27 protein-coding genes are annotated in these 24,729 nt (G+C 42.9%); 19 read left to right on the top strand and 8 right to left on the bottom strand.

The features are described from left to right. Position 1: 1 nt before the first annotated feature. The 4 genes from P255_RS10630 to fghA all read left to right on the top strand — a co-directional run bounded on the left by P255_RS10630 (position 2) and on the right by fghA (position 4,027). Positions 2–823 (top strand): undecaprenyl-diphosphate phosphatase, encoded by an 822-nt coding sequence (locus tag P255_RS10630; protein WP_004902006.1) that lies wholly within the window; start codon positions 2–4, stop codon positions 821–823. Beyond that, on the top strand, positions 823–1,623 hold the full coding sequence (locus P255_RS10625; RefSeq protein ID WP_004902004.1) for a class I SAM-dependent methyltransferase: 801 nt from the start codon (positions 823–825) through the stop codon (positions 1,621–1,623). Before P255_RS10630 ends, P255_RS10625 begins: the two co-directional genes overlap by 1 nt. Before the next feature lie 130 nt (positions 1,624–1,753). After that, positions 1,754–3,175 (top strand): C13 family peptidase, encoded by a 1,422-nt coding sequence (locus tag P255_RS10620; RefSeq protein WP_004902002.1) that lies wholly within the window; start codon positions 1,754–1,756, stop codon positions 3,173–3,175. A 15-nt stretch (positions 3,176–3,190) separates the two neighbouring features. After that, entirely contained in the window at positions 3,191–4,027 is an 837-nt protein-coding gene (gene fghA / locus P255_RS10615) for an S-formylglutathione hydrolase (protein ID WP_004902000.1), read from the top strand. Between the two features lie 35 nt (positions 4,028–4,062). Here the strand turns inward: fghA and P255_RS10610 are convergent, their stop codons facing one another. Continuing rightward, complete coding sequence (locus P255_RS10610) at positions 4,063–4,347, bottom strand: DUF2218 domain-containing protein (RefSeq protein WP_004901998.1); 285 nt, start codon at positions 4,345–4,347, stop codon at positions 4,063–4,065. A 162-nt stretch (positions 4,348–4,509) separates the two neighbouring features. On the opposite strand from P255_RS10610, the gene rpe reads away from it, so the two are divergent. The 6 genes from rpe to P255_RS10580 all read left to right on the top strand — a co-directional run bounded on the left by rpe (position 4,510) and on the right by P255_RS10580 (position 9,681). Continuing rightward, positions 4,510–5,196, top strand: a complete 687-nt coding sequence (rpe, locus tag P255_RS10605; RefSeq protein ID WP_004901996.1) for a ribulose-phosphate 3-epimerase — start codon at positions 4,510–4,512, stop codon at positions 5,194–5,196. Between the two features lie 119 nt (positions 5,197–5,315). Continuing rightward, complete coding sequence (locus P255_RS10600; protein ID WP_004901993.1) at positions 5,316–5,738, top strand: hypothetical protein; 423 nt, start codon at positions 5,316–5,318, stop codon at positions 5,736–5,738. 43 nt (positions 5,739–5,781) lie between these two features. Beyond that, positions 5,782–7,800, top strand: coding sequence for a multicopper oxidase domain-containing protein (locus tag P255_RS10595; RefSeq protein ID WP_004901991.1), 2,019 nt, complete (start codon positions 5,782–5,784; stop codon positions 7,798–7,800). After that, a complete protein-coding gene (locus P255_RS10590) occupies positions 7,787–8,563 on the top strand; it encodes a copper resistance protein B (RefSeq protein WP_004901990.1) in 777 nt (258 codons plus the stop codon). The genes P255_RS10595 and P255_RS10590 overlap by 14 nt, the downstream gene beginning before the upstream one ends. A gap of 100 nt (positions 8,564–8,663) precedes the next feature. Further along, complete coding sequence (gene sugE / locus P255_RS10585) at positions 8,664–8,981, top strand: quaternary ammonium compound efflux SMR transporter SugE (protein WP_035365196.1); 318 nt, start codon at positions 8,664–8,666, stop codon at positions 8,979–8,981. Between the two features lie 70 nt (positions 8,982–9,051). Continuing rightward, on the top strand, positions 9,052–9,681 hold the full coding sequence (locus tag P255_RS10580; protein WP_004901986.1) for a nuclease-related domain-containing protein: 630 nt from the start codon (positions 9,052–9,054) through the stop codon (positions 9,679–9,681). Between the two features lie 30 nt (positions 9,682–9,711). On the opposite strand, the gene P255_RS10575 is transcribed toward P255_RS10580, so the two are convergent. Then, on the bottom strand, positions 9,712–10,479 hold the full coding sequence (locus P255_RS10575) for a hydroxymethylpyrimidine/phosphomethylpyrimidine kinase (RefSeq protein WP_004901985.1): 768 nt from the start codon (positions 10,477–10,479) through the stop codon (positions 9,712–9,714). A 94-nt stretch (positions 10,480–10,573) separates the two neighbouring features. Here P255_RS10575 and P255_RS10570 point away from each other — a divergent pair, with 94 nt between their 5' ends. Beyond that, positions 10,574–11,221 carry an HAD-IA family hydrolase gene (locus tag P255_RS10570; protein WP_004901983.1) on the top strand — a complete coding sequence of 216 codons (648 nt, stop codon included), beginning with the start codon at positions 10,574–10,576 and terminating at the stop codon, positions 11,219–11,221. Between the two features lie 94 nt (positions 11,222–11,315). Then, a complete protein-coding gene (locus P255_RS10565) occupies positions 11,316–11,660 on the top strand; it encodes a hypothetical protein (RefSeq protein WP_004901981.1) in 345 nt (114 codons plus the stop codon). Between the two features lie 63 nt (positions 11,661–11,723). Here P255_RS10565 and P255_RS10560 read toward each other — a convergent pair whose 3' ends face one another. Further along, the gene (locus tag P255_RS10560) at positions 11,724–12,896 is read right to left on the bottom strand and encodes a benzoate/H(+) symporter BenE family transporter (protein WP_004901977.1); all 1,173 of its coding nucleotides are present in this window, start codon (positions 12,894–12,896) and stop codon (positions 11,724–11,726) included. Between the two features lie 178 nt (positions 12,897–13,074). Between P255_RS10560 and P255_RS10555 the strand changes: the two genes are divergently transcribed. Further along, the gene (locus tag P255_RS10555; RefSeq protein WP_004901975.1) at positions 13,075–13,548 is read left to right on the top strand and encodes an Lrp/AsnC family transcriptional regulator; all 474 of its coding nucleotides are present in this window, start codon (positions 13,075–13,077) and stop codon (positions 13,546–13,548) included. A gap of 18 nt (positions 13,549–13,566) precedes the next feature. On the opposite strand, the gene hemJ is transcribed toward P255_RS10555, so the two are convergent. Beyond that, positions 13,567–14,019, bottom strand: coding sequence for a protoporphyrinogen oxidase HemJ (gene hemJ, locus P255_RS10550; protein ID WP_004901972.1), 453 nt, complete (start codon positions 14,017–14,019; stop codon positions 13,567–13,569). Positions 14,020–14,030: 11 nt separating this feature from the next. Beyond that, positions 14,031–15,263 carry a beta-ketoacyl synthase N-terminal-like domain-containing protein gene (locus tag P255_RS10545; RefSeq protein WP_004901971.1) on the bottom strand — a complete coding sequence of 411 codons (1,233 nt, stop codon included), beginning with the start codon at positions 15,261–15,263 and terminating at the stop codon, positions 14,031–14,033. 293 nt (positions 15,264–15,556) lie between these two features. On the opposite strand from P255_RS10545, the gene P255_RS10540 reads away from it, so the two are divergent. From P255_RS10540 to rimI, 6 genes are all read left to right on the top strand, one after another. After that, positions 15,557–16,804: an EcsC family protein gene (locus tag P255_RS10540; RefSeq protein WP_004901969.1), complete on the top strand. Its 1,248-nt coding sequence runs from the start codon at positions 15,557–15,559 to the stop codon at positions 16,802–16,804. A gap of 136 nt (positions 16,805–16,940) precedes the next feature. Next, positions 16,941–17,315, top strand: a complete 375-nt coding sequence (rpsL, locus tag P255_RS10535) for a 30S ribosomal protein S12 (protein WP_000246374.1) — start codon at positions 16,941–16,943, stop codon at positions 17,313–17,315. Between the two features lie 160 nt (positions 17,316–17,475). Next, positions 17,476–17,946, top strand: a complete 471-nt coding sequence (gene rpsG, locus P255_RS10530) for a 30S ribosomal protein S7 (RefSeq protein WP_004901967.1) — start codon at positions 17,476–17,478, stop codon at positions 17,944–17,946. 183 nt (positions 17,947–18,129) lie between these two features. Beyond that, complete coding sequence (fusA, locus tag P255_RS10525) at positions 18,130–20,268, top strand: elongation factor G (protein ID WP_004901966.1); 2,139 nt, start codon at positions 18,130–18,132, stop codon at positions 20,266–20,268. 94 nt (positions 20,269–20,362) lie between these two features. Continuing rightward, entirely contained in the window at positions 20,363–21,553 is a 1,191-nt protein-coding gene (gene tuf, locus P255_RS10520) for an elongation factor Tu (RefSeq protein ID WP_004901964.1), read from the top strand. A gap of 99 nt (positions 21,554–21,652) precedes the next feature. Further along, entirely contained in the window at positions 21,653–22,114 is a 462-nt protein-coding gene (gene rimI / locus P255_RS10515) for a ribosomal protein S18-alanine N-acetyltransferase (protein WP_004901962.1), read from the top strand. Here rimI and P255_RS10510 read toward each other — a convergent pair. The 3 genes from P255_RS10510 to trxB all read right to left on the bottom strand — a co-directional run bounded on the left by P255_RS10510 (position 22,107) and on the right by trxB (position 24,723). Beyond that, positions 22,107–22,919: an arginyltransferase gene (locus P255_RS10510; protein ID WP_004901959.1), complete on the bottom strand. Its 813-nt coding sequence runs from the start codon at positions 22,917–22,919 to the stop codon at positions 22,107–22,109. The two genes, rimI and P255_RS10510, sit on opposite strands and share 8 nt — an antisense overlap. A 24-nt stretch (positions 22,920–22,943) precedes the next feature. Beyond that, complete coding sequence (gene aat / locus P255_RS10505) at positions 22,944–23,684, bottom strand: leucyl/phenylalanyl-tRNA--protein transferase (RefSeq protein WP_004901957.1); 741 nt, start codon at positions 23,682–23,684, stop codon at positions 22,944–22,946. 88 nt (positions 23,685–23,772) lie between these two features. Further along, a complete protein-coding gene (trxB, locus tag P255_RS10500) occupies positions 23,773–24,723 on the bottom strand; it encodes a thioredoxin-disulfide reductase (RefSeq protein ID WP_004901955.1) in 951 nt (316 codons plus the stop codon). Positions 24,724–24,729 lie beyond the last annotated feature (6 nt).

The raw sequence follows: 24,729 nt of genomic DNA, 5'->3' as shown, positions 1-24,729 counted from the left end.
CATGGATCTTATACTGCTTTTAAAAGCTGCAATTATGGGCTTGGTTGAGGGGATTACCGAATTCCTGCCCATTTCCAGTACTGGACATTTGATTCTGACAGGACAGTTGCTTGACTTCTGGACGCTAGAAAAACGTGAGATGTTTGCAGTCTCAGTGCAGATCGGGGCGATTGCTGCTGTTATTTATCAATATTGGGGTAAGTTGTGGGGTGCGTTGATTGGGGCACTGACAGGAGACCCTGAAGGTCGCCGTTTAAGTCTCAACCTCATCGTGGCGACGATTCCGATTATGCTGATTGGCTTGACGATTGGTGAAACGGTTAAAGCGTATTTATTTAATGCTGTGACTGTAGCTTTAGCACTGATCGTGGGTGGTTTGGTTATTTTGTGGGCCGAACGCCGTCAACATATTATTGCTTGCCAAGAGGTCGATGATATCAGCTTTAAGCAAGCCGTATTTATTGGTTTGATTCAATGCTTGGCGTTGATTCCAGGAACTTCACGTTCAGGCTCGACCATCATTGGTTCGCTATTTATGGGCGTATCACGTAAAGCTGCTGCCGAGTTTTCTTTCTTCTTGGGGATTCCTGTACTCATGGGAGCAGGTCTACTCGACATGTACAAAATGCGTCATGAGCTACATACCCAAGATATGGAAGTTTTAGGCGTGGGGATTGTCGTTGCCTTTATTTCAGCGCTTGTGGTGATTCGTGCCTTGATCCGTTATGTGTCTAAGCATGACTTTAGTGCCTTTGCTTACTACCGTATTATTTTTGGTTTGTTTATTTTACTGACTTGGGGCACAGGCTGGGTACATTGGTAATGCAGTTTGATTGTTGGTATAGCCCTGAATTTGAAGCGCAGTTTGTTGCGCTTCAAACACGTTTAGCCCAATTACAGGTTGAGCTGACGGGACATGTGGTAGAAAAAATTAATGCCAAGTTTTTACGTCTGCACCCTGAGTTGGCGCTAATTCTCGATCAGGACGGTTTAAGTCTTGCCGCAAATGGCATGAAAATGCAGCCTGATTGGCAAGCTGAAATTCCACGTTTAAAACGTGCGGGTATGAAATCGGAAATGCTGGCGCGTGCCTGTCAGGTCAATGAACAGCCAAATCTGATTGATGCTACCGCAGGTCTGGGGCATGACAGTTTGCTCATGGCAAAACTTGGGGCGAAAATTACCCTGATTGAGCGTCATCCGATTTTATATAGTTTACTTGAAGCGGCACATCAAACAGCCCAGCAGGATGTCTTTTTAGCACCAGTGGTGGCCAATATTCAACTGGTACATGCTGATTCTGCTCATTACCTTGAACAGCAGATTCAGGCAGGACAACAGGTTGATGTGATTTATCTGGACCCGATGTTTCCTCAGCGCGACCAAAACCAGCAAGCCGTTAAAAAACAGGCTCAAGTCAAAAAACAAATGCAATTGTTGCACTTGCTGTTGCCTGAAGATGGCGAAATGGATTTGGGTGAAAACTTGTTGGCACTGGCGCGACAACTGGCACAAAGAGTCATCGTCAAACGCCCACGTCATGCCGTATATTTAGATAACCAAGTTCCTCAGCACCAGTGGCTTGGCGATGCTTGCCGTTTTGACGGTTATTTTCGTCCTTAATGTGTTGATGACCAATAGTTTAGAAAATAGCAAAGTTTTGTTAATTCATTCAAAATCACATTGATAAAAAAAAATGCAGGCATAAACTAAGGGGTGCATAAATAAATCCACCGCTGACCAGCAGAATTTTATGATAGACCTGAAACCTTCCATCAACTTTTGGCATGATCTTAAAAGTAACCAAATCGCTGGTTTATGGTTGTTCCTCGGTTCTCGCCGTTCTTTAGAAATTGTTCATCCTTCCATTTTTCAGTTGATTTTCTGGGGAGCAATTGCGGCTGGGGTTAATACGCTGTTTAGCTGGATGGTGGCAGGACAGGCAGGGCATTTTAATTCGCAAGGTTTGGTCAGTTATGCGCTTTGGCCGTTTATTGCCTTGATTGTCGGAATTTTTCTATCACAACGGACGAATAATCCACGCTTGATGTTGGTGCCAGCTTTGTTGTGGTTAGTACTTGATGCCAGTATTTTGCTGATTCAGTGCTTATTACAGTATCTGGGCGATCAGGGCTACTTGGATTTTTTACCTGACCGTATTTATAACACTTTGCCAAATTTGTTCTTGATTTTGTTTGTATGGCAGAGTCTGGCGGTCATCTGGGTTTTTTCTCGTCAGTTGAAATGGCCGTGGTGGGAGCGTGGTTTAATCATGTTCGCGACCATTTGTACGCTCGTGGTGTGGCAAATGTCGGTCAAAGAGCAACCGATCTGGAAAGTTGATGATGTACAACCAACATTGTCAGAAGATGCTTTATATGCCCAGGGAGATTTACTCAACAAAGCTTTGGAGCAAGTGCAGTTTGGGGATTTTTCACAAACGCACTGGTACTTTTTAGGGGTTGCTGGCGACAGTTATGACTCGGTGTTTAGTTCGGAGATTCAACGAATTAAATCGCAGTTTGATACCCGCTTTGGAACTTTTGGACGTTCAGTGGAACTGGTCAATGATCCTAACACTCGAACTACATTGCCGATTGCATCACGCACCAGTATTCAACAGGCATTAAACCGTATTGGTCAGCAAATGAATAAAGAAAGCGATGTGCTGTTTTTATATATGGCATCGCATGGTGAGCCAAACCATTTTGAACTGGAAAATGCTCCGATTGATCTCAAACAGATCGACCCGAAATGGTTACGTGAAGCGCTCGACAAGTCGGGTATCCGCTGGCGCGTTATTGTAGTTTCATCCTGCTATTCGGGCAGCTTTGTGCCAGCCCTGCAATCGGATAATACCTTGGTGATTACCGCTTCTGCAGCAGATCGTTCATCGTTTGGTTGTAACAATGAAGCTGATTATACTTATTTTGGTCGGGCGTTCTTTGATCAGGCGATGCGTGAAAAAAGTTCTCTAAAAGATGCGTTTGGTGATGCTAAAGCGACAGTGTCACGATGGGAAACAGCTCAAGGTTTTGAGTCATCTGAACCACAGTGGTCACTTGGTAAAAATATGGAGCTTATGCTACCGCAACTTGAAAAACATTTATTCCCAAGCCCAAATAATTTACCTGCCAATAATCCAGCCATGTTGCCAACAACAGCGTCACCATAATCAGGAGCAGTAGCCATGCAGCAAATACAAAAAAATTTCTGTTTTGATGGGGAACAGCGCACGTATCAATGGCATTCAGATCAATTACAAAATGATGCCAAATTTTCAATTTATTTGCCTGAACAGGCACTGTTGGGTGAAGCATGTCCTGCAGTATTTTATTTGGCAGGTTTGACGTGTACTGAAGAAACTTTTGCGATTAAAGCTCATGCTCAGCGTTTTGCTGCACAGTTGGGTTTAATTTTGGTGATGCCTGATACTTCTCCGCGTGGAGAGTCAGTTGCACAGGGTGATTCTTGGGATTTGGGTCTGGGTGCAGGCTTTTATATCAATGCCACACAAGCGCCGTGGGCGGAACATTACCGTATGGAAAGTTATATTGTCGATGAACTATATAACGCCGTACAAAGCCATTTCCCGATTCAACATGGCCGAATCGGGATTATGGGACATTCGATGGGTGGGCATGGGGCATTGACCTTGGCATGGAAATATCCTGAAAAATTCAAGTCAGTCTCAGCATTTGCCCCGATTTGCGCACCAAGCCAGTGTCCGTGGGGTGAAAAAGCCTTTACCCATTATTTGGGGGAAGCACGCGATACATGGTTGGCGCATGATGCAGTCGCTCTAGTTTATAGCAAAGGCGCACTGTTTAGTGAAGTTTTGGTCGATCAGGGTTTTGCTGATCAGTTTTATCATCAGCTCAACCCACAGTTGTTACAGAAAGCTTGTGCTGAGGTGGGGCAAAAACTGACGCTGCGCCAACATCAGCACTACGATCACGGTTATTATTTTATTCAAAGCTTTATTGATGATCATTTGCAGTTTCATGCTGCAGAATTGACTCAGTAGCCTAAACAGAATCACGATGGTGATTCTGTTTACTTTTACGCCTGTTGCTGCCAAGTCACTTGAAATTCTTGCTGTGCCATGCGATTTAAGTGATCAATTACGACACCTTCAAGACGAGTTTGTTCTGCTGGTTCAAGCTGACTTTGAATACTGACATCCAGTGTATTGTCTTGTGGGATGAGCGTCACGGTCGCAGTCGGCATTAAAATCTGAAAATGTTGCTCGGTTTCGACCACCTCGAATTTGTGTTTCCAGTGGTTAAACAGCCGTTTCGCAATACGGGCAGCTTCGGTGGTTACCAGTTGTGTCTGACTATACATAGATCAAATTCCTTGTTGTTTGTTTGGCAGTCTAACAGACATAAATTTGAAAAAAGAGAATGAAATCGGAACAATGCGTTGCGTTATGCTGCTTCGTTGCCTGCGTCGCTTCGGATTTTGGTATACTGCTCGCAGATTTTAAAATTTTGCTAGGTTAGATTTATGTCCAAGCCCTTTCTGATTGCACCTTCGATTTTATCTGCTGATTTTGCCCGTCTTGGTGAAGAAGTTGAGAATGTCTTGGCAGCAGGTGCAGATGTTGTGCATTTTGATGTGATGGACAACCACTATGTACCCAACCTGACCTTTGGTGCAGGGGTGTGTAAGGCGCTGAAAAAATATGGGATTAAAGCACCGATTGATGTGCATTTAATGGTATCTCCCGTTGACCGCATGATTGGGGATTTTTTGGAAGCAGGCGCGGACATTATTACGTTCCACCCAGAAGCATCCGATCATATTGACCGTTCATTGCAACTGATTAAATCAGGTGGTGCCAAAGCGGGCTTGGTATTTAACCCGGCAACGCCGTTACATTATCTGGATTATGTATTGGATAAAGTCGATCAAATTCTGTTAATGAGCGTTAACCCAGGTTTTGGTGGACAGAAATTCATTCCAATGACCTTACAAAAATTGCGTGAAGCTCGCAAAATTATTGATGCTAGCGGTCGTGACATTCGTCTTGAAGTCGATGGTGGTGTAGGTCCTGCCAATATTCGTGAAATTGCCGAAGCAGGTGCAGACATGTTCGTGGCAGGCTCGGCAATTTTCGGTCAGCCTGACTATAAAGCCGTAATTGACCAAATGCGTGCAGAACTCAGCCAAGTGGGTTCAGTTGAAGTTTAAGCTTTTGCTTGAAGCCTTTAAAAAGCGTTATGCCACAGGGTGTAACGCTTTTTTATTTGTATCTTGCGTTAGAGTTGGCTATGCTTTTAACTTAAATTTTCCATTGTATTTATCATAAGATGCAGCATCGACGCATAACTGTGTTTTCGCAAAGCTTTATCTTGCTGATCATTTTTTGTATTGGCTGGATGGGTGTTGCCAACGCGTCAGCACAAAGTATGCATTGGAAAATGTCGATGCAGTCAGACATGAGCAGTATGCCACAACATACAATGTCTGAACATTGTCATCAACCGAGTATGCCGATGAAGATGAGTGACGATTGTCAGGATCAGGTCAGTTCGTCACAGCATCAGCAGCATCTCAATTGCCCCGATTGTCAAATTTTGCACTGTCAGAGTATCAATGCCGATCTTCCTCAAGCCAGTGTTCATTTGACTAAACAACTCAGTACTGAGCTTGAAACCATGCAGTATTGGTCAGATCATCGGACTAATTTAGCTGGATATTGGCAAGAAATTCTGCGTCCTCCCAAAGCCTGAACTTTAAAAAATTGTCATTTTCATTTTTTAAAGAGGGCGAGTCATGTCTAAATTTTCCCTACATGCTTGTATTGTTGCAGCATGTCTAGTTATTCCACAGAGCGTTTTTGCGGCTGTGCGCGAATATCATCTCAATATCAGTGAACAAACTATCAATGTCACTGGAAAACCAACCAAAAAACTGACGGTTAATGGTCAGTTCCCAGCACCGACCTTAACTTTTGAGGATGGTGATGACGCGGTCATTTATGTGCATAATCAGTTGAAAAAACAGTCAACTGCATTGCACTGGCATGGTGTGCTGCTGCCAGCCGTGATGGATGGTGTTCCAGGATTTAACGGTTTTCAGGGCATTGCCCCGAATGGTGATTTTGTTTATCGCTTTAAGATTCGGCAAACGGGCACTTACTGGTATCACGCACATAGTGCAGGGCAGGAACAGGATGGGTTATATGGGGCATTAATTATTTACCCGAAAAACCATCAGCCCATTACTCCAGCAGAAAAAACTGACCATGATGAAGTGATCATGTTCTCTGACTTTCATGAGTCTTCCAGCGAGCAGATCATGAAGAATCTGAAAAAGTCCTCGGACTATTATCAAAATCAGCGCGAAACTTTGGCAGATGTCTGGAAGCAAACCAAACAGCAAGGACTAAAAGCCACATGGCAAGACCGCCGTATGTGGAATCAGATGCGTATGCTCAGAACTGATTTGAGTGATGTCACAGGCTATCATTTCTTGGTGAATGGTAAAACGCCACAGCAAAACTGGACAACCACATTTAAAGCAGGCGAAAAAATCCGTTTACGCATGATCAATGCTTCTGCCATGTCATTTTTTGATGTACGGATTCCGAACCTGAAAATGACTGTAGTTAGTGCCGATGGACAGCCTGTACAACCTGTTACCGTAGATGAATTCCGTTTTGGAGCAGGGGAAACCTATGACGTGATTGTTGAGCCGAAACAGCCACAATACCAAATACAGGCGGAGTCGATTGATCGAAGTGGTTTTGCTTTGGCGACCTTACGTAATCAGGATGCTACCGTGCAACCGCTACCTGAACCACAACATCGTCCACGTGCCTTACTCAATATGCAGGATATGGGCATGATGCATGATGATTCTGAACATTCATCTTCAACTCAACATGATATGTCAAATATGCAAGATATGGACATGTCGAAAATGCAGGGTATGACGCCTGAACAGCACCAGAAAATGATGCAGCAGATGAACCATTCTTCAATGTCCTCAGAGCACAAAATGTCAGATATGTCAGAAATGGACATGTCGAAAATGCAGGGTATGACCGCTGAGCAGCATCAGAAAATGATGCAGCAGATGAGTCATCCTTCAATGTCCTCAGAGCACAAAATGTCAGATATGCAAGACATGGATATGTCTAAAATGCAGGGCATGACGCCTGAACAGCATCAACAGATGATGCAACAAATGTCGAAGTCTGAGTCAGATCACATGACTCAAAACCAGACCGCGCAGCAAATGCCAACGCCATCAGAAAAAACTGTGGTGGAAGGTTGGGCGAACGCCTCGACACCTGCGGGTTTAAAAGCCTTAAGTTATGCCGACCTGCGTCCACTGTTCCCACAAACCGATACCCGACCTGCCCAGCAAGACATCGTGTTGCACTTGGGAGGGAATATGGAGCGTTATATCTGGACCATGAATGGCAAGAAATTTAATCAGGCCAGCCCGATACAGGTGCAATATGGCGAACGTGTACGCCTGACCTTTGTCAATGACAGCATGATGGCACACCCGATGCATTTGCATGGTATGTTCGTCCAGCTTGAAAATGGTCAGTCACTTGCCAATTTACCTAACAAACATACAATCATTGTGCCACCTAGGCAAAAAGTCAGCGTGCTTCTGACTGCCGATGAATTGGGAGAATGGGCGATTCATTGCCATCTGCTGTACCACATGAGCGCAGGCATGATGAACAAATTGGTTGTGGCAAAAGTGAAACCACAAGACAGTCAAATGCTTATGCCAATGCCTGCTCAAGGAGGAAATGTACATGCACATCACTAAGTTTTTACCTTCTGTGTTATTCATGGCAGGTTTTGCGGGACAACCGCTTTGGGCGGCTACAGACATGGATATGACAGCGACATCTGACAATTCAAACATGCAGATGCAGCATGAACATGGTGGACAAATTTACGCCGCAAATTCTCTGGAAAATAAATGGGTCGTTGACCGACATGGTGTGGGTAGCTGGCAATCTGAACTGGAAAGCTGGATCGGTTCAGATGACAACAAGCTTTTTATTAAGGCTGATGGCAAGCAAGCCGAATCTGAACAGCTCGATGCCAGCGTGATGGCCTTGTATAGCCGCAACATCAGCACCTTTTGGGATGCTCAGACGGGGTTGCGTTATCGGCAAAACAATAATTTGCTTGCAGATAAACACGCTGTAGATGCTGTGGTTGGTATTCATGGTTTGGCGCCGTATTTTTTTGAAACGCAGGCTTATTTATATGTCGGAGAGCATCAGCATGTCTCAATGTCACTGGAAGCTAAGCGTGATTTACTCTGGACGCAAAAGCTAATTAGCGAACCGTTTGTGAAAGCGACGGTGCTGTTGAGAGATGACTCGAAAGCTGCGCAAAAAACAGGTTTGAGTCATGCAGAAGTGGGGGTGCAAACCCGCTATGAAATAAATAAAACCGTGATGCCATTTTTTGAAGTGGCATATGAATCTGACCTCGGTCAGAAGGCAACAGCATTGCAGGAGGTAACTCCAAATGAGTATGGTCTGGTTTATGCACTCGGGGTATTGTTGAAATTTTAAACCTTTTCGGGATGCTTCTGGCATCCCGTTTTTGGAGGAACGACCTCCCCCAGACTGGGAAAAATGTCAGGACGACCTGACTGTGCTTGGGGATGAAGATATGGCATGGCTGGTATTGGTTTTAGCAGGTTTATTTGAGGTGGTCTGGGCATTTGCCATGAAAAAATCGGAAGGTTTTACGCTTTTGACTCCGAGTGTGATTACGATTGTATTCATGTTACTGAGTTTTGCCTTGCTGTCATGGGCAATGAAAAGCCTACCTTTGGGGACAGCTTACACAGTCTGGACAGGGATTGGGGCAGTGGGTTCTTTTATTGTAGGGATTGTTATTTTACAAGAACCTGTCAATGCGATGAGGATGCTGGCGGCCGTGATGATTGTTGCGGGGCTAGTGCTAATGAAAATTGCATCGCCATAAAATTTTATTAGATAAAATTTCTTAAATATAAATATCTGTAATACAATGCGTTTTTTTGTTTGCCGTTGTAATGTTGCTTCTGATTTTATTTTTGATTATTGCCGTACTACTGGCTGTATTTGTATTTAATCCATCTGCCAAAACTAAGGGAAAAAGGGGTGAAAAACGCGTTATTGCTCATGCAGAGAAACATCTGGATGAGAAAAATTATACCATTTTAAATAATTATACTTTTAAAATTAATGAACAGCTGACTACCCAGATTGACCATATTGTCGTGAGTCGTTTTGGGGTATTTGTGATTGAAACTAAAAACTATCAGGGCTGGATTTTTGGCAATGAACATCAGAAGATGTGGACACAAAAACTGTATCAAAAAAGCTATCAATTTCAAAATCCATTACATCAAAACTATCGTCATATCAAAACATTGCAACATCTATTGAGTGATGTGATTGAACCTGAAGATTTACATTCAGTGGTGGTTTTCGTAGGAGAAAGCACGTTTAAAACGGCCATGCCAAACAATGTTTTACAAGGTCAGGCATGGATTAACTATGTCAAAAGCTTTCATGAAGAAGTGATGAGCGCCGTAAAAATGCAGCGTATTTGTAACACATTAGAAAAACAGGCATTGGCGAAGTCTCGAAAAACCGACGTTGAACATGTGCGTAACCTGAAAAAATATCACTCGAAGTAACCTGACCGATGCAAGGTCAGGCTCATCCACTTAGAAGCGTTTTGGGATTTTTTGTCCATTCGGCGTTGGGCTTTCAGCTTGCTGTAACACATGAAATAGCCATGTTTCGGCATGATTTACTGCTTGCTGAATATTATCGCCTTGAGCTAAACGCCCTGCGATAAAACTGGCAAGTGAACAGCCCGAACCATGATATTCACCTTCAAGGCGCGCACAAGTGGTTTCTGAGACCAGCTCACCTTCAATGTATAAAGCATTACGGATATGTTCAGGTGTATCTTCGTGTCCACCTTTGACCAGAACCGCTTTTGCGCCCATGTTAAACAATTGAGCAGTGGCTTGTTCAATATCTTCCAGACCTGTTAAAGCTCGCAGTTCCACAGTGTTCGGGGTAATGATCGTCGCCAGTGGAATCAGCTTTACAAATGCTTTGACCAGTGTTGCCTGATCACCCAGTGAACCGCCGCTGTTGGCAACCAAAACGGGGTCAAGCACATACAGATAATCTGGATGTTGTTGTAAAAATTCAGCTAACGCTGCGATGTTGTCGGTTGTGCCCAGCATGCCAGATTTTACACAGCGAATAGGCAAATCCCCCACGACAGCATTGGCTTGTGCGAGTAAAAGTTCTTTTGAGGTTGCTTCAAAACCAAACACTTGCTGAGAGTTTTGAATTGTCAACGCGGTGCAGGCAATTGCTGCATGTGCACCACTTTGACCAATTGCTTCAATATCTGCCTGTAAACCAGCTCCACCAGAAGGGTCAAGACCCGAAAAACATAAAACTGTAGGGCGCACAGTACGATATCCTTCTTATCTAAATTTACGCTAGTATAGGCAAGTTTTATTTAACTTCCGAGTCTTTGATTAGACGAATTGATTAGGTTTCGTTGTGACAGTTGAAAATATTTTATTAGATCTTGATGGGACATTGACCGACCCAAAAATTGGCATTCATACCTGCATTCGTTATGCGATGGAAAAAATTGGACAACCCCTGACACCAGATACTGATCTGGACTGGACCATTGGACCACCATTGAAAGCCTCATTTTTTAAGTTACTCGATACCACTCAGGATGATCTTGCCGAGCAGGCACTGGATTACTATCGTGAGCGTTTTTCAACTATTGGTCTGTATGAAAATGAGCTATATCCGCAGGTTCATGACACTTTGGCAGAACTGGTCGAACGTGGTTATAACTTGTATTTGGCAACGGCTAAACCCGAAGTATTTGCTGTGCGGATTTTACAGCATTTTGAATTGATTGATTATTTTACCAAACCTTATGGCAGTGAGTTGACTGGCGAACGAACCAATAAGGGTGACCTGATTCAATACATTTTGCAGCAGGAACAGTTACCGCCTGAAAGCTGCATGATGGTGGGTGATCGGGAATATGACATTTTGGGTGCGCGCAGAAATGGGATTGATACGATTGCGGTCGAATATGGCTACGGTACGATGCAGGAATTGACTCAGGCAGCGCCAAAACTGAAAATTCAGCAGTTTGCAGAACTTTTGAATTACTTTAATTAATTCATCGAATTTGTTGGGTTTTTGCTAAAACAGATCAAGTCATTGAAAAAATCTGGTTATGCTTACTTAAATCAATAAAAATATTGGGGTTTGTATGCGTTTTTCAGGTTTATTGGCAGTGGGTTTTGCTTTGCTGAGCTTGGTGGGTTGTAGTACTTTACAAGTTGAACAACAACAAGCATCAGGTAAAGTTCAGATCTCCAAATCTTTATTTGGCCATCAGTGTGGTGATACAGGTATGAGTGTGGATCAGTTAAAAACGCAACTTGAAGAGCAAAAAATTCAGGTCTACGCTCAAACTGTGGCTTCAGATGGTCGACTCTATCCGCAAGTCTGTGGCGCACCCGATGGGCGAATTGCAATTTTTACGATTGATCAGAAACAACAAGAACAAGCATTTAATTTAGGTTTTGCGCTATATCAACCTGTTAACAGCTAATCAATTCAAATGAGTACAGCAGAAAAAAGCCAGTGTTTACACTGGCTTTTGATTTTTTGTCAGTTAATCCACTTTACGATGATTCAAGATAATCGCAACAACAATCCCCAGTAACAATCCCCAAAAAGCCGAGCCAATTCCGAAAAACTGTACTCCTGAGGCACTCATCAAAAAGGTTAAAAGCGCAGGCTCACGGTCTTGTGGTTCTTTAAAAGCGATCGCAATGTTATGGCTAATTGTCCCCAATAAGGCAATTCCTGCCAGCGTGACAATAAAAATCTTCGGAAATGCCATGAGTAAGCCAGTCAGTGTGGTCGCAAATAGCCCCATTAATATATAGAACAACCCACAGCTCATTCCCGCGATATAACGCCGTTTCGGGTCAGGATGGACTTGATCATCCAAACTTACTGCAGCACTAATTGCGGCCAGACAGACTGAGAATGCACCAAAGGGTGCAAGTAACGTTTGCGATATCCCGATCCAGCCGACCAGTGAATTGGTATGTGGCTGATAACCATAGCTTTTAATCATGCCAATCCCAGGTAAAAACTGTGAAGACATATTGATGATAAATAGTGGAAGTGCCAAACCCAAAATGGTTGAAGCCGAAAATTCAGGACTGATCCAGACAGGTTTAGCCAATGACCAAGACAGATGTGGAAATTGAAATGGCATAAACACAGGGCAGAGAATCATCGCGGCGACCACAGTCAACACGATGCAGTAACGCGGCCAAAGACGTTTGGCAATCAAATAAATTGCCAGTAAAGTCAGAATGAATGCCCAACTTTGCTCTAGCCCAATAAACAGTTGAATCCCAAATTTTAACAGTATCCCTGCTAGCATCGCACAGCTCAGGCTCATGGGAATTTTAGACAGCAAGCGCTGAAAAACTCCTGAGAAACCCACAAATGCAGTCAGTATCCCACAGACAATAAAAGCCCCAATCGCCGCAGATAAGCTGTAATGGCTACCTGTCGCAATAATTAAGGCAATTCCTGGCGTTGACCATGCGGTCGCAACAGGGTAACGGTATTTCCATGACAGTACTAAACCTGAAACCCCGATGGATAAACCTAGTGCCCAAAGCCACGAAGAAATTTGTTCGGGGGTTGCACCGAGAGTTTGAGCACCTTGGATGACCAAAACAGCGGATACACTAATCCCGATGAGGAAAGTAATAAATCCTGCAAATACGGCAGGAACAGAAAAATCTTGAATCAATTTTTGCATAATGAAATCTAGCGACGATTTTAGACGTAAATGTGTCTTAAAGACGTAGCATCAATTTAGCAATTTTTAAAAAGAAGGTGCTTTTTAATTATTGTTTAAAAAATACATAAGATTTTCTATTTTGAATTATTTAGAATAAATTCTTCTCAAAAAAAACAAATTGAAGTAAAGAATATTTATGTTGGAAAATCACGAGGAATTAAGCGCAATTGATTTAAAAATTATGCGCGCTTTACAACAAGATGGACGCTTAAGTAATGCAGAATTGGCAAAACTGATTGGTATCAGCCCATCTTCCTGCTGGAATCATACTCAGCGGCTATTTAAGATCAGGGCAATTTTAGATGTGCGCGCACGGATTAACCCCAGCATGGTGCAGCGTGAAACGGTGGTACTTGTGGGTGTGGTGTTAGATCGTTCAACCCCAGAGAGTTTTTCTGAATTTGAGCGTGCAGCGAAGCAGTTAAATAACGTCTTGGAATGTTATTTGGTAGCAGGGGAAGTGGACTATTTTCTGAAAATTAGGGTCAAGGATCTGGCAGCATTTAACCGCTTTCATAGTGAAAAAATTATTGCTTTGCCTGGAGTACGGCAGGTCAGAACATTTTTTGTTTTAAATGAAGTAACCAGTGATGGTCTATTGTCATTTTAAAGCAGAAAAAAGCCCCAGTTAAAACTGAGGCTTTACAACCACTAAAATCACCACGGCCAGTAAGATGACCGTTGGCATTTCATTAAAGAAACGCCAGAACTTGTGTGATTTATAGTGGGCATTTTCAATCAATTTTTTGCGGTAATAACCACAAACAAAATGGTAAATGACCAGCAACCCAACCAATGCAACTTTGACATAAAACCAATGTGCCAAATGATAATGCTGCGTTGCATCGCCCCAAGCCACTAAAAAGTGTGCTGTAATCAGCGTTGCAATCATCGCAGGCCACATAATGCCGCGGTAGAGTTTACGCTCCATGACCTGAAAGCGTTGATGGCTAATCGCATCGTCACTCATGGCATGGTAGACATAAAGTCGTGGTAAGTAGAACAAAGCAGCGAACCAGCAAACCACGGCAATAATGTGTAATGCTTTTACCCATAGAAAAGCATCAGAAGGTGCATTCATTTACGATCTCGTTAGGCATTCGCCCATTTCTTGAAGATCAGGCAGGCATTTACACCGCCAAATCCAAAACTGTTACTCATGACAGTATTCAGTTTTGCATCACGTTTTTCAAGTACAAGATCAAAGCCTTTTGCGCCTTCATCAAGTTCAGTCACGTTGATGTTTGGTGCAATAAAGTCATTTTGCATCATGAGTACAGAGTAGATCGCTTCGTGTACACCCGCAGCACCCAAGCTATGACCAGTCATTGATTTGGTTGAGCTAAATGCTGGGACATTGCCTTCACCAAAAGCACGTTCCATCGCTTTAAGCTCAGTGATGTCGCCTGCTGGAGTTGAAGTACCGTGTGTGTTGATGTAGTCAAGTTTTTCTACGCCGTGTTGTTTGGCTTCATCAAGTGCCATGAGGATACAACGAGTTGCACCTTCACCACTTGGCGCAACCATGTCTGCACCATCACTGTTCGCTGCATAAGCCACGATTTCAGCAATAATGTTGGCACCACGTGCTTGAGCATGTTCAAGAGACTCAAGTACCAAGAAACCACCACCACCAGCAATGACGAAACCGTCACGGTCTGCTGAGTATGGGCGAGATGCAGTTTCTGGAGTGTCATTGTATTTAGAGCAAAGAGCACCCATTGCATCAAACAGTAAGCTTTGAGACCAGTGATCTTCTTCACCACCACCTGCAAGAATTAGATCTTGTTTACCAAGCTGGATCAGGTTGTATGCATAACCAATCGCATCGGCTGAAGTTGCACATGCGCTTGCAATTGAGTGAGACACGCCTTGTAATTTGAACGCAACACCAACGTTTGCGGTAATCGTGTTGGTCATGTTACGTGGAACGAAGAAAGGACCAACTTTACGTGCGCCTTTAGTTTCAAGCAGTTCAGTCATTTCAACAACAGAAGCTGTTGAACCGCCACCACTACCACCAACGATACCGTAACGTGGGTTACCCGCAAGATCTTCAGCTGTTAAGCCTGCGTGTTTCACTGCATCAACCGCAGAGTTGTATGCGTACATCGCACATACACCCATAAAGCGTTTTAATTTACGGTCAATGTTGTCGAAATCTTGTTCAGCAGCAGCACTGACATGGCTTTTAAAGTTAAGATCAGCGTAAGTTTGATTGAAACGAGTGCCTGAAATACCATTTTTTAATGATTCAGTCACTTGCTCAAGGGTATTACCAATGCATGAGTTGATGCCCATACCAGTGATTACAACACGTCTCATCTATAAGATCCCTTAATATGGTAATGATATTGAGAGCTAGCGCAGACCACATTTATGGACAAAAGCCTGAAATGTAAGCGTTAATGCCTGCACCACTCATGTTTATAATGCTTCTCATCATAACAGAAAGCTTTTTTAAATCTTATGGCAAATCCTATGAGTATTTGGAAATAGAACAGATTATATGCAGAACAGAGTTTACTTAACTAAAAGATACACAAACGAGTTGAGATAAAGTGCTCCTGCTTCTAGTATTTATTAAATATTTAAAGAAAAACAACGAGGAGATGTGAATGCCAAAAGAGGTTAATCAGCATCCACAAAGTAAATTTAATCAGGTTTTGGGAGTGGCTAAAAAGCTCAGCACATCAGGTTTAAAAGTTTTAAATCAGATGAATAGTCAACAACTACAGCGCTCACAAAACCCCTCAAAAGTTGTCAATGAAGCTGCGTCAAAACCTGCACTATTGGGTTTTGGTGTTCAAGACCCGCAGCAGTTAATCCGTGTTTATTTTCCTAATATTTCCAAGCAATTTTTTGGCAAACATTATGATCGAGTCAGTCAGGTGGCTGAATTTCTTTCACCGATGACTATGGACGAGATTTCAGAATATTGTTTCCAAAAATTACATATATTTTCAGACAAACTGAGCGCCACACAAAGTATTTTGGAGCAAACAGGGGCAGAATCTCTACATGAGTTGTCGCAAGATATTTCACGTTCAGGTCGGATTAGTCAGGCATTGACTGAACAAAATAAATGGATTGCAGGCGTGCAAGGTGCACTTTCTGGTGCGACAGGCTTGTTTGGGCTTGGAGTAGATATCCCAGCATCGCTGGTGCTGGCGCTACGCACGATTTACCAGACAGGGCGGGCACATGGTTTTGCATTAACTGAGCAAGATCATGATGTTGTGCAATATATTTTTCAGCAAATTAATTTACAGCAGATGCTAGAAAAACAAAGTGTATTGCTTGGACTACGAACACTAGATGGTTTATTGGAGCAAAATGATTTAACTGCTGTACAGCATTTGCTCGGTTCAAATAACGATGATGAGTGGCTTAAAGAATTATTGCTGGATGAAAATCATGAATTTAAATGGCAATGGATGAATACTTTACCTAAAGTCAGTGCCTTACATCTCATTACACCTTTGATTGCGGCAAGTGTCAGTGCAATGTATAGCTGGCAGTTTATTGAAGATATCGGTCAAAAGGCACAGCACATTTTTTCAGTTGCCCGAGATTATTTACTGCAACATCCTGATCAAAAAATATCAACACTAGCGGCTTATTATGCTGCAGTTGAACAATTTAATCAGGCAAAAGAATCTACACATCAGCTTGAATTTAAAAGCATTAATTCTGAAGAGGTTGAGGTTTCTAAGCCTAAGCCTCAACGTCGTCCACGTCGTACTCAGTCTCAAACAGTAACAGAAAAACAACCTGAAAAAATGGTTGTAGCAGTGTCCGAATCTGAGCCTAAAAGCAAGGCATCCCACCCTAAAATAGCCATAAATCCAGATGATCCTTCATAGTCAGGTCATAAATGCACGGCATACTGTTGTAGTATGCGATGAATATTGACCAATATGGCGTTTTTGCTTACAATTGTTTGCCCTCAAAAAGCGGTACTTTCTTTTTGAGGTTTTTTATTTACGGGAGACTTGCCAGATGGCAACAACAAATCAGTTGATCCGCAAGGGTCGTACTACTTTGGTTGAAAAATCCAAAGTTCCTGCGTTGAAGGCTTGTCCACAACGCCGTGGTGTTTGTACACGTGTTTACACAACTACACCTAAAAAACCTAACTCAGCAATGCGTAAAGTTTGCCGTGTTCGCTTAACTTCTGGTTTTGAAGTTTCTAGCTACATCGGTGGTGAAGGCCATAACCTACAAGAGCACAGTGTTGTTCTTATCCGTGGTGGTCGTGTTAAAGACTTACCAGGTGTACGTTACCATACCGTTCGTGGTTCTTTAGACTGTGCTGGCGTTAAAGATCGTAACCAGTCACGTTCTAAATACGGTGCTAAACGTCCTAAGAAATAATCTTAGTCGTTAAGACCAAAAAATCCTTTAGCGTTTCGCTTGTTTGAATTCTTCATAGATTTGTAATTCAAGCGACGTATAGTAAGGCCAGCGAAGCGTGCATGACACTTGCACACACTGCTGGATCACCCTGAAGTGTCATATTATTAGGTGTATTAAAATGCCAAGACGTCGCGTAGTCGCTGCTCGTGAAATCCTTCCGGATCCGAAATTCAGTAGCCAAACAATCGCTAAATTCATGAACCACGTTATGCAAGATGGTAAAAAATCGATTGCAGAAAGTATCGTTTACGGTGCTTTAGACCGCGTTCAAGAAAAAAACAAAGTAGACCCAGTTGAATTCTTTGAAGCTACGCTTGAAAAAGTTCGTCCTATGGTCGAAGTAAAAGCACGCCGTGTGGGTGGTGCTACTTATCAAGTACCTATGGAAGTGCGCCCATCCCGTCGTACTGCCTTGGCTATGCGTTGGTTAGTAGATGCTGCTGCTAAGCGTTCTGAAAAAACTATGGCTTTACGTCTTGCTGGCGAGTTGCTTGATGCAGCTGAAGGCAAAGGTGCTGCGATCAAAAAACGTGAAGACGTGCACCGTATGGCTGAAGCTAACAAAGCCTTCTCTCATTACCGTTTCTAAGCGGTTAAGACAGTCCCTTATCAGGAGAATACTCATGCGTACCGCAGCTCGATTTAACGTGGCTCTCTACCAAAGTGGAGCTTTCGCGGGTATTTAAGTTGCCCAACAGTTTGAGTATTCGTACGCATCAATTTTTATTGGTGCGTCCTGTTTTAAAGATCACATTTAGGAATGTCAGACATCATGGCTCGTCAAACTCCGATTTCTCGTTACCGTAACATCGGTATTTCTGCGCACATTGACGCAGGTAAAACAACTACTACAGAACGTATTTTGTACTACACAGGTGTTTCTCACAAAATTGGTGAGGTACATGATGGTGCAGCTACAATGGACTGGATGGAACAAGAGCAAGAACGTGGTATTACCATTACTTCTGCTGCAACAACTTGTTTCTGGTCTGGTATGGCTAACCAATTCCAACAACACCGTATCAACGTAATTGACACCCCGGGACACGTAGACTTCACCATCGAAGTTGAACGTTCTATGCGTGTTCTTGACGGTGCGTGCATGGTTTACTGTGCGGTAGGTGGTGTACAGCCTCAGTCTGAAACTGTATGGCGTCAAGCAAACAAATACCAAGTACCTCGTTTGGCATTCGTGAACAAGATGGACCGTACTGGTGCAAACTTCTTCCGTGTTGTTGAGCAAATGAAAACTCGCCTTGGCGCGAACCCTGTGCCTATCGTTGTGCCAATCGGTGCAGAAGATACTTTCGCAGGTGTTGTTGACCTGATCGAAATGAAAGCGATCATTTGGGATGAAGCATCTCAAGGTATGAAGTTTGAATACGGCGAGATCCCTGCTGACCTAGTTGATACTGCTAACGAATGGCGTACTAACATGGTTGAAGCAGCAGCTGAAGCTTCTGAAGAGTTGATGGACAAATACCTAGAAGAAGGTGATCTTTCTAAAGAAGACATCATCGCAGGTTTACGTGCCCGTACATTGGCTTCTGAAATTCAAGTAATGCTTTGTGGTTCTGCGTTCAAAAACAAAGGTGTTCAACGTATGTTGGATGCTGTAATTGAATTCTTGCCATCTCCAACAGAAGTTAAAGCAATCGAAGGTATCCTTGACGATAAAGCTGAAACTAAAGCAACTCGTGAAGCATCTGACGAAGCTCCGTTCTCTGCACTTGCGTTCAAAATCATGAACGACAAATTCGTAGGTAACTTGACATTCGTACGTGTTTATTCTGGTGTTCTTAAACAAGGTGACCCAGTATATAACCCAGTTAAATCTAAACGTGAACGTATCGGTCGTATCGTGCAAATGCACGCAAACGAACGTCAAGATCTTGACGAAATCCGTGCGGGTGATATCGCTGCGTGTGTAGGTCTTAAAGACGTAACCACTGGTGATACACTGTGTGATGAGAAAAACATCATTACACTTGAACGTATGGAATTCCCAGAGCCAGTAATTTCATTGGCTGTTGAACCAAAAACTAAAGCTGACCAAGAAAAAATGTCAATCGCTTTAGGCCGTTTGGCGAAAGAAGATCCATCGTTCCGCGTTCGTACAGACGAAGAATCAGGTCAAACCATTATTGCGGGTATGGGTGAGCTTCACCTTGACATTATTGTTGACCGTATGAAACGTGAATTCGGTGTTGAAGCGAACATTGGTAAACCAATGGTAGCTTACCGTGAAACGATCAAAAAATCGGTTGAACAAGAAGGTAAATTCGTACGTCAAACAGGTGGTAAAGGTAAATTCGGTCATGTATATGTCCGCCTTGAACCGCTTGACGTTGAAGAAGCTGGTAAAGAATACCAATTCGTTGAAGAAGTTGTTGGTGGTGTTGTACCTAAAGAATTCTTCGGTGCAGTTGACAAAGGTATTCAAGAACGTATGAAGAATGGTGTCTTGGCTGGTTACCCTGTTGTGGGTATTAAAGCGACATTATTCGATGGTTCTTACCATGATGTCGACTCTGACGAATTATCGTTCAAAATGGCAGGTTCTTATGCCTTCCGTGATGGTTTCATGAAAGCAGATCCTATCTTGCTTGAACCTATCATGAAAGTTGAAGTAGAAACTCCAGAAGACTACATGGGCGATATCATGGGTGACTTAAACCGTCGTCGTGGTATGGTTCAAGGTATGGACGATTTACCTGGTGGTACTAAAGCAATTCGTGCTGAAGTTCCATTGGCTGAGATGTTTGGTTATGCAACTCAAATGCGTTCTATGTCTCAAGGTCGTGCGACTTACTCTATGGAATTTGCTAAATATGCTGAAACTCCACGTAACGTGGCTGAAGGCATTATTTCTAAATTCCAATCTGGCGGTAAAAAAGGTGACGACGAGTAATCTTTCGATTACTATAAGCCCAAACTAATTCTTAGTTAAAAACCAAGTGCTCATGCAGTGACCCTGCATGAGTAGTTTAAAAAGGAAGATCATCATGGCTAAAGCCAAGTTTGAACGTAATAAGCCACACGTAAACGTGGGCACAATTGGTCACGTTGACCATGGTAAAACAACTCTTACTGCTGCAATCGCAACGATCTGTGCGAAAACTTACGGCGGCGAAGCGAAAGATTACTCGCAAATCGACTCAGCTCCAGAAGAAAAAGCACGTGGTATTACAATTAATACTTCACACGTAGAATACGATTCTCCAATTCGTCACTACGCGCACGTTGACTGCCCAGGACACGCCGATTATGTTAAAAACATGATTACTGGTGCTGCTCAGATGGACGGTGCGATCCTTGTATGTGCAGCGACTGATGGTCCAATGCCACAAACTCGTGAACACATCCTTCTTTCTCGTCAGGTAGGTGTACCTTACATCATCGTATTCTTGAACAAATGCGACCTTGTAGATGACGAAGAATTACTTGAATTGGTAGAAATGGAAGTTCGTGAACTTCTTTCTGCTTATAACTTCCCTGGTGATGACACTCCTGTAATCCGTGGTTCAGCGCTTGCTGCTCTTAACGGTGAAGCTGGTCCTTACGGCGAGCAATCAGTTCTTGATCTAGTTGCAGCACTTGACTCTTACATCCCAGAACCAGAACGTGCTATCGACAAAGCATTCTTGATGCCAATCGAAGACGTATTCTCAATTTCTGGTCGTGGTACTGTAGTAACAGGCCGTGTTGAGTCTGGTATCGTTAAAGTAGGCGAAGAAGTAGAAATCGTTGGTATTAAAGATACAGTTAAAACAACTGTAACTGGCGTAGAAATGTTCCGTAAACTTCTAGACGAAGGTCGTGCGGGCGAGAACTGTGGTGTTCTTCTACGTGGTACTAAACGTGAAGACGTACAACGTGGTCAAGTACTTGCTAAACCAGGTACAATCAAGCCACACACTAAATTCGACGCAGAAGTATACGTACTTTCTAAAGACGAAGGTGGTCGTCACACTCCATTCCTAAACGGTTACCGTCCACAGTTCTACTTCCGTACAACTGACGTAACTGGCGCTATCTCTCTTAAAGAAGGCGTTGAAATGGTTATGCCTGGTGACAACGTAGAAATGTCAGTAGAATTGATCCACCCAATCGCAATGGACGCTGGTTTACGCTTCGCGATCCGTGAAGGTGGTCGTACTGTAGGTGCTGGTGTTGTTGCGAAAGTAACTGCATAATCACTGAAAAGTAAAAAAACGCTCCTTTGGAGCGTTTTTTTATGCCTGTAGGTTTTATGAGTCGCGTATAATTCAAAAAAATCGATGAGTTTTTCTAGAATGATGCGTTTAATGCAGCCTGCTGATATTGCACAGGTTTACCAAATTGAAGTGGCTGTGCAAAGCCATCCATGGTCAGAAAAGCAGTTTCAGGAAGCACTTGAAAACTATCAATCTACAGTCATTGAGCAGCAAGGTAAGGTTGTCGGTTTTTGTATTTTACAACCTGTTCTTGATGAAGCAAATTTGTTGTTGATGGCGATTGACCCGAAAATGCAAGGGCAGGGTCTAGGGTTTGAGTTATTGAGTTATTCAATTGAGCAATTGCGCAATAACCCTATACAAATTTTTCTTGAAGTGCGTGAAAGTAATATTGCAGCAATCAAACTGTATGAAAAATCAGGCTTTCATCAAATTGATCTACGTAAAAATTATTATCCGCTTGCTGGTGGTGGGCGTGAACACGCAATCATCATGGTGAAAAGCTGCACTGATGATTTTGCAAAGCTATTTTCTATTTAATTACCCGATTCCAGTCCGAAGACAGCGTGGTCATTAAGGATGTGCCTAAACTCTGGATCTCCTGATCGCTGAGCTGTCTATTTAAACGTCGCCATTGTCCATCAATCAGAACCTCAAAAGGAATGTACTGGGATTTGTAGTTCATTTTTTTCGAGTGAGGAACCCAATAACCTAAATAAACGTAATCCAGATTTAGCGCTTTGGCGTATTCGATCTGTTTTAAAATGGCGAAGACTCCAAGAGACCGACGATGCTCTTCAGGTTCGAAAAAGGTATACACTGCCGATAGACCATCATCGAGCATATCGCATGTTGAGACACACATCAGTTGCTGGTCTTGCCAAAGTTCCAAAAAAAAGCTGTCAGTACAACTATGCATCAGAAATTTGTCGAACTGATCAATACTCGCTGGAAACATGTCACCATCGTGGTGGCGTAAGTTAATGTAGCGTTCGTACAGATCGTAATGAATGGATGTTGCATTTTCGGTACGTACAATGCGTAGGTGCAGATCTTGATTGTGCTTCCATGCTTTTTTTTGAGCGCTATTCATGACGAAATCATTCACAGGAATGCGACAAGATAAGCATTGCCGACATAAATGGCATTCGGGACGATAGACAAAATCACCGCTACGCCGAAAACCTGAACGTGATAATTCTGATAATGTTACGACATCAATGCGCTGCGCTGGGTCTAAAAATACCATGCGTGCAGATTTGTGATCCAGATAACTACAGTCATGTGGCGGTGTAATATAATATTGTAGTTCATTTAAAGGTGACTTTGGATGGTACGAATTCATATCAGGCGTCCCTCCTGAACATAGTTATTTCTTTAATAATTGTTGATTTACAGCAACCTCTCTAGATGAAAATACACTGTCTTGATAACTTTTCCAATCGATATTAGGCTGTTTTATAACATCTTGTAACGATTTTAAGTAGTCTTGGCGAGAAAGTGTACTCGCGCCTAAACTAATCAAGTGATCATTAACCAATTGACAGTCAATCCATGGCAGGTTCTGTTCGCGTCCGATGAGCATGAGCGCAAAAAAAGCCATTTTAGAAACATCAGTCGCCTGGCTAAACATGGATTCACCAAAACAACCGTGCCCAATATGTATACCATATAAACCGCCGACCAATTGTTGTTCAGCTGTCCATACTTCAATGCTATAGCCATAACCTGCATCAAACATTTCGCAGTAGCCTTGAATAATATCCTCACTAATCCATGTTTCATTGGCATATTGGCGAGGTAAGGAGCAACGTCGAATCACTTGTTCAAAAGCATGATTGATTGTGATCTTATAATCGTGCTTTTTCATATTGCGCAATAAGGACTTACTCGGATGATAGTCTTCTGGTCGAATAATGCAGCGAGGTTCAGGGCTCCACCAGCAAATTGGATCATCTTCATTAAACCAGGGAAATAACCCATGACTATAAGCTTCATATAGTGTTGATGGGCTGAGGTCAGCCCCAATACAAATCAAGCCATGACCATCGGGATCTTGTTCACAAGGGCTTGGGAAAATGTATTTTGAAGCTGGAAGTTGTTGTTGCATATCGTATTCATGAGTTTCAAAGGCACTTAAAAAAACACTGACATAAAAAAAGCCGTATGACTACGGCTTTTTAATTCATCAGTTAAAATTAAGCCAAGTTATCAAGATATTTTTCAGCATCTAGCGCTGCCATACAACCTGAACCCGCTGAGGTAATCGCTTGGCGATAAACGCTGTCTGCAACGTCACCTGCAGCAAATACACCTTCAACTGAAGTTGCAGTCGCATTGCCTGCTGTGCCACTTTGGACTTGAATATAGCCGTTACGAAGCTGTAACTGACCTTCAAACATCGTGGTATTTGGCTTGTGACCAATGGCAATAAACAAACCTTGAATGTCGATTTGCTGGGTTGAATCATCTTGTGTTGATTTTAGGCGTACACCTGTCACACCTGTTTTATCACCCAACACTTCATCGACTTGGTGATTCCAGATAATTGAAATTTTACCTTCTTTTTCTTTTTCAAAAAGATGGTCTTGCAAAATTTTCTCTGAACGCACACTGTCACGACGGTGAACCAAAGTCACATGTGCTGCAATGTTTGACAAATACAGTGCTTCTTCAACTGCAGTGTTACCACCACCAACCACCATGACATGTTGGTTTTTATAGAAGAACCCATCACAGGTTGCACAAGCGCTTACGCCTTGACCCATAAATTTTTGTTCAGATTCAAGACCCAAGTATTGCGCTGTTGCGCCTGTTGCTAAAATTAAAGCATCACAGGTGTATTCTTCCATATCGCCTTTGAGAACAAATGGGCGTACATTCAAGTCTACTTCATTGATATGGTCATACACAATTTCTGTACCGAAACGCTCAGCATGTGCCTGCATACGCTCCATCAGTACAGGGCCTGTCAGACCTTCAGGGTCGCCTGGCCAGTTGTCAACTTCTGTCGTTGTTGTTAATTGCCCACCAAGCTGTAAGCCTGCAATCAAGGTCGGTTTTAAGTTTGCACGTGCTGCATAGACCGCAGCGCTATAGCCAGCAGGGCCAGAACCTAAAATAATTAATCGCGAATGGCGAGCTGTCATTGCAGA

Origin of the sequence: Acinetobacter brisouii CIP 110357 (genome assembly GCF_000488275.1) — a bacterium.
GTDB classification, from domain to species: Bacteria; Pseudomonadota; Gammaproteobacteria; order Pseudomonadales; family Moraxellaceae; genus Acinetobacter; species Acinetobacter brisouii.
Note: the sequence above shows the minus strand (reverse complement) of the source record. Positions and strands in the feature narration are given on the sequence as shown.